Below are 5,269 nucleotides of genomic sequence, written 5' to 3'. Positions count from 1 at the left end.
CGCCCGCGTCGGCGTGCCGGTGGGGGGGGGGGGTAGCCCCGCCTGGCTCGTCACGGGCGCCCGGGGTGCCGCGGGGCCCACCGCGGCGCAGACGCTGCGGCGCGAGGGCTACGACGGCGAGATCGTCCTCGTCGGCGCCGAACCGGACCTGCCGTACCGTCGGCCCGCGGTGTCCAAGGAACTCCTGTCCGGTGCCGGGTCGTTCGATCGTGCGCTGCTCAAGCCGGTGAAGTTCTGGACCGACAACCGGATCGACCTGCGCCCTGCCTTCGGCGTGGACGCCATAGACACCGAGCGTGCGACAGTGCGATTGGGTACCGGTGAGGTGCTCGGCTACGACAGTCTGCTGCTCGCGACCGGTGCCCGGGCCCGGTCGATCGATACCGCGTCGACCCGGGTGCACACGCTGCGTACCCGTGCCGACATCAGCGCACTCCGCACGGCCGTCGTCGAGGGCGGTTCGCTGCTGATCGTCGGCGGTGGGCTGATCGGCTGCGAGGTCGCGGCCACCGCACGCGGGCTCGGCGCGCAGGTGACGCTGCTCAACGCCGGTCCGGCGCTGCTGGATCGGGTGGTGCCCGCGCCGGTGTCGGAGCTGGTACACCGCATCCACATCGAGCACGGTGTGGTGATCGAGAACGACGCCGCGACAACCCAACTCGTCGACACCAGCGACGGCGTCGCCGCCACCACCGCCGACGGGCGCACCTGGTCGGCGGCCGCCGCGCTGGTCGCCATCGGCTCGGTCCCCGAGACCACCCTGGCCGAGGCCGCCGGCATCGCGGTGAACGACGGCATCATGGTCGACCAGCACTACCGCACGTCGGCCCCCGGTGTCTTCGCCGCCGGTGACGCCACCACCGGATTCCACCCGCTCCGCGGCGAATTCGAACGTGGCCAGCACTGGAACTCCGCCATGACAGCCGGCGCGGCGGCCGCGATGTCCATCCTCGGCCATCCGGCCGAGGTCGCCGAAGTCCCCTGGGGCTGGACCGATCAGCACGGTGTCTCGATGCAGTTCGCGGGCTGGGTCCATCCCCACGACGAACTGGTCGTCGACGGTGACCTCGACGCCAAGGACTTCCTCGCGGTGGCCCTGCGCGACGGTCGCCCCGTCGGCGCCGTCGCCATAGGCAGACCGCGCGAACTCCGCGCGACCCGTCCTCTCATCGCCGCGGGTGAACCTTGGCAGTTAGCTGCGCCGCTGACCCCGGCCGCCGCCGGCTGACACCGTGGTCTCAGATCAGACGCCCTCTCCACCAGGGGCTTGTCCGCAGGGGGGACAAGCCCGGGGCGGGCGCTGGTCATCGTCTGGGCGCGGTGACGAACAGGGCCGGTCACGACAAACGTCGTGTCCGGCCCGTCGATCGTGGCGACCGATGACTACCAGTGCACGCCGGGCAGCATCCGGCTCATGCGGGCGGCCGGGCCGGGCATCACCATCAGCGGGGTGAGGACCGGAGCCAGCACGGTGAGTGCGTTGCGGCTCGGTTCGGCGGGCTCGGTCGGCTCGGGCTCGGCGGCCACCGGCGCGGGAACCGACTTGCCCTGCGCCGCAGTCGATTCACCGAACAGCCGGTAACCGGTGTGCATGATCGTGCGCTTGAGCGACGGCAGGAACATCTCGACGGCCTGGGAGAAGGTGCCGACGGGGGTGTCGATGCGGTCGGGGCGCTCGAGCAGGGCGCGGACAACGATATCGGCGGCGCGTTCCGGGTCGGGCAGCGGCAGGGCGCGGTAGAGATCGGTGGGCGCGATCATCGGGGTGCGCACCAGCGGCATCCGGATGGACGTGAAAGTGACACCGGCGCCACGGTTTTCGACGGCGGCGATATCGCTGAAGTTGTCCAGCGCCGACTTGCTGGCGGCGTAGGCGGCGAACCGGGGCACCTTGGTCTGGACCGCGATCGAGGAGATGTTGACGATGTGGCCGAAATGCCGCTCACGCATCGACGGCAGCAGCGCCAGGATCAGCCGCACGGCGCCGAAGTAGTTCACCGCCATGGTGCGCTCGAAATCGTGCATGCGGTCCACCGAGTTGGCGACCGACCGGCGAATCGACCGGCCCGCATTGTTGATCAGGTAGTCGACGTGACCGTGCTCGGTCAGCAGCTGCCCCACCAGGGCATCCACCGCCGTCGCGTCGGTGATGTCGCACGGGTAGGCGAACGCCGTCCCGCCGTCGGCGCGCACGGATTCCGCTGCGGCGGTCAGGTCTTCGACGCCGCGCGCCACCATGAGCACGGTCGCGCCGCGCCGGGCGACCGCATGGGCGGTGGCCAGGCCGATCCCCGAGGACGCGCCGGTGATGAGCACGATCCGGCCCGAGAGCCGGTCGGCGTCGGCCGCGGGACGACCACGATGCGGGTCCAGGTTCGCGCGCCAGAAATCCCACAGCCGCTCGGCGTAGGTGTCGAACGCGGGCACAGTCAGCCCGGGCAGCTGCGCCCGGGTGGAATCGGCGACGAACTCGGCGGTGAAACCGACATGCGGGGCGACAGCCGCCGGAATGCCCGCCTGCTCGAACAGGAAGTCGCGCACCGCGTGCGCGCCGGGAACATGGCCGAGGCCGTTGAGCGCGCGGGCGCTACCCGGCACCGTGCCGATGCCCGCGGGCCCGCCCGCCGCGGTAGCGAGGGCGCGGTAGATGTCGCCGAAGGGCTGCGGCTCCGGGTTGACCAGGTGAAATGTCCGCCCGTCCAGCCCGTCGCGGCGCACCAGCCGCACCATCGCCTCGGCGACAAAGTCGACCGGAACCACATTGGTCGCGCCCAGATCGGGCAGCGGCAACGGCAACTCGGCAGGCAGCGCCGACAGCGCGGCGATCGCCTGGAAGAAATAGTAGGGGCCGTCGATCTTGTCCATCTCGCCGGTGCGCGAATCACCGACCACGATGGCCGGGCGATACACCCGCCAGCGCACGTCGGTCGCCTCGCGAACCAGCTTTTCCGCGGCGAACTTGGTGCGGTGATACGGCGAGGTCAGGTTCTGGCCGAGGTCGAAATCCTCCTCGAAGAACTTGCCACGATGATCACCGGCCACCGCCACCGAGGACACGTGGTGCAGCACGGCATCGAGCCTGCGCGCCAGCTCGATCACCGAGCGCGTGCCCGCGACATTGGCCGCGTGCGCGGTCTGTTCGTCGGCGGTCATGTCGTAGACGGCGCCGAGGTGCAGCACGTGGTCCGCGCGCGGCGGCTCGTCACCCAGGCCCAGACCGTCGGCGGTCAGATCGCCGACCAGCGCGAACACCCGATCACCGTCGGGATGCTGCGCGGTCAGCGCGGTGAACTTCGCCAGCGACTCGGCGCGCACGAGCACGTGCACGATCGCGGTGGGGTCGGCTGCGAGCAGCCCCCGCACCACTCGCCGACCCAGAAACCCGGTACCGCCTGTCACGATGTAGGAAACCATCGCCCCTCCTGAAAATTCTCGAAACACGGTGTCGTGCAACAGTGATCCGGCATGCGGCGGTGGATGCGGGCATCAACGGTTGTAGTCCAGCAGCAAGGTGGCTGGAGAGAAACCGGGCACATCGTCGTCCCGGTAGGTCCTAACCGTACTCGTCAGTAACTTGCCGGGCAAGCGTGTGGCGCCCGGTCACCGTGTGGGAATGGTCACCCGTCGTCGCAGGTCAAAGGGTGTGTGTGACAGTCAATTTCAGTAACTGTGGGTTTCGGGCAACTTGCCGCTATCGGTCTGCCAGCACGTCGCTGACGACGGCGGCCATCCTGGCGCGGAACACCTCGGGGGCGAAGGTGCCCGCGTGGTCGCGGATCTTCGCCGGATCGTAGGTAGCCGAACGGAAGTCGGTCATCGCCGCGGCCAGCGCCGCCACGACGTCGTCATCGGAACCGGCGGGCACGTACTCGCCGGTGACCCCGGGACGGACCGTGTCGAGCGCACCGCCGGAGCCGACGGCCAGCACGGGCGCGCCACACGCCATCGCCTCGACGGGGACGATGCCGAAGTCCTCGATGCCGGGCATGAGCAGCGCCTGGCAGCGCCGGTACATGTCCTGCAGCTGCTCGGCGGAGGTGGCGCCGAGGAACGTCGTCTCCGGGCCCGCGATCGCCTCGAGCTGAGCGCGGAAGCGTCCCTCCCCGAGGACGACCAGACGAACGCCCGCGCGCTGTGCCGCGCGAATCGCCAGGTCGGCGCGCTTGTAGGGCACCAGCCTGCCCGCGCAGAGGAAGAAGTCCTCCCGCGCCACGTCCGGATCGGGGGTGAACCGGGCGACGTGCACCGGCGGGTTGACCACCGAGGCGGGCAGGCCCCACCAGTCGGTGACCCGCTGGGCCACCGCGTGGGAGTTGGCGACGACGTGCGTCAGCCGTGGTGCGGCGCGCAGTTCGCCGCGTTTGGCCAGCGCCCCCAGCGCGCCGAGCGCGAGCTGACCCGCGCGGCCGCCGGCCTCCTGCTGGCGGAATTCGCGATCCCAGGCCCACCGGGCCGGGCTGTGCACATACGCCACGACCGGTGCGTCGGTGGCCAGCGCGGCCTGGGTGGCGAACGCGTGATGGCTGACCACCACGACATCGAAGTCACGCAGCGGCATGCGCCGGAATGCGCGCGGCACCAGTGGCAGCAGCGGTGCGTGCCTGCCGCCGGTGACGGTATGTGCCCGGCTGAGCCAGCTGTCATGCACGGTGCGGACCGGTTCGCGCAGCCCGCCCGGCGCGACGATCGGCGCGAAAACCTCGGCGTCGGGCCAGGTTTCGACGAACTCGCCGACCACCGCCTCGGACCCGCCGAATTCGGTGAAACGTTCGTGCACGAGGGCGACACGGGTCATCGGTCGGTGCTCACTTCGATCTGTCGGGGCGCCGCGGTGCGACGCAGAGCGGGGGCGACGGGGCGGCCGCGCAGCAACCCGTCGACGGTGCCGCGCTCGATCGCGCGGCGATACACCTCGGCCGCCGCCGCGCACGCGGTGATCGTGGCGGCGATCGCGTCGGCGTCGTGGGCGGCCGAGGTGACGAACGACTGGCCGAGGACACCATGCTCGAGCAATTCCTGGAGAAACAGTGTCCGAAAGGCTTGCGACGGTGCGCCTTCGGGGTCCAGTGTGCGGAAGATCAGGCACGACGGCCTGCCGCGCACCTGGAGATACTCGGCGATGCCGAGGGCGTCGGCGACGGCATTCACCCCGTCGGCGAGTTCCCGGCCCGCCTGCTCCATCCGGGTGATCGGGTCCTCGGTGCGGTAGGCGTGCACGACGGCGCGGAACGCGGCCAGCGACGCGGTCTCGGGTAGTTGGTTTTTGTTC

3 protein-coding genes and 1 pseudogene are annotated in these 5,269 nt (G+C 70.6%); 1 reads left to right on the top strand and 3 read right to left on the bottom strand.

The features are described from left to right. A partial coding sequence (locus ACFWPJ_RS23730; protein ID WP_378854592.1) for an NAD(P)/FAD-dependent oxidoreductase occupies positions 1 to 1,228 on the top strand: 1,228 nt, incomplete at its 5' end. Between the two features lie 155 nt (positions 1,229 to 1,383). On the opposite strand, the gene ACFWPJ_RS23725 is transcribed toward ACFWPJ_RS23730, so the two are convergent. The 3 genes and pseudogenes from ACFWPJ_RS23725 to ACFWPJ_RS23715 all read right to left on the bottom strand — a co-directional run. Beyond that, positions 1,384 to 3,414, bottom strand: a complete 2,031-nt coding sequence (locus ACFWPJ_RS23725; protein ID WP_378854591.1) for an SDR family oxidoreductase — start codon at positions 3,412 to 3,414, stop codon at positions 1,384 to 1,386. A gap of 277 nt (positions 3,415 to 3,691) precedes the next feature. After that, the gene (locus tag ACFWPJ_RS23720) at positions 3,692 to 4,795 is read right to left on the bottom strand and encodes a glycosyltransferase (protein WP_378854590.1); all 1,104 of its coding nucleotides are present in this window, start codon (positions 4,793 to 4,795) and stop codon (positions 3,692 to 3,694) included. Further along, a pseudogene (locus ACFWPJ_RS23715) lies at positions 4,792 to 5,269 on the bottom strand (glutamate-1-semialdehyde 2,1-aminomutase); the annotation flags it as partial. The gene ACFWPJ_RS23720 and the pseudogene ACFWPJ_RS23715, both read right to left, overlap by 4 nt.

This window comes from Nocardia sp. NPDC058497 (genome assembly GCF_042720195.1).
In the GTDB taxonomy this organism is placed as follows: Bacteria; Actinomycetota; Actinomycetes; order Mycobacteriales; family Mycobacteriaceae; genus Nocardia.
The sequence above is the reverse complement of the archived record's forward strand: the minus strand, read 5'-3'. Positions and strand labels throughout refer to the sequence as shown.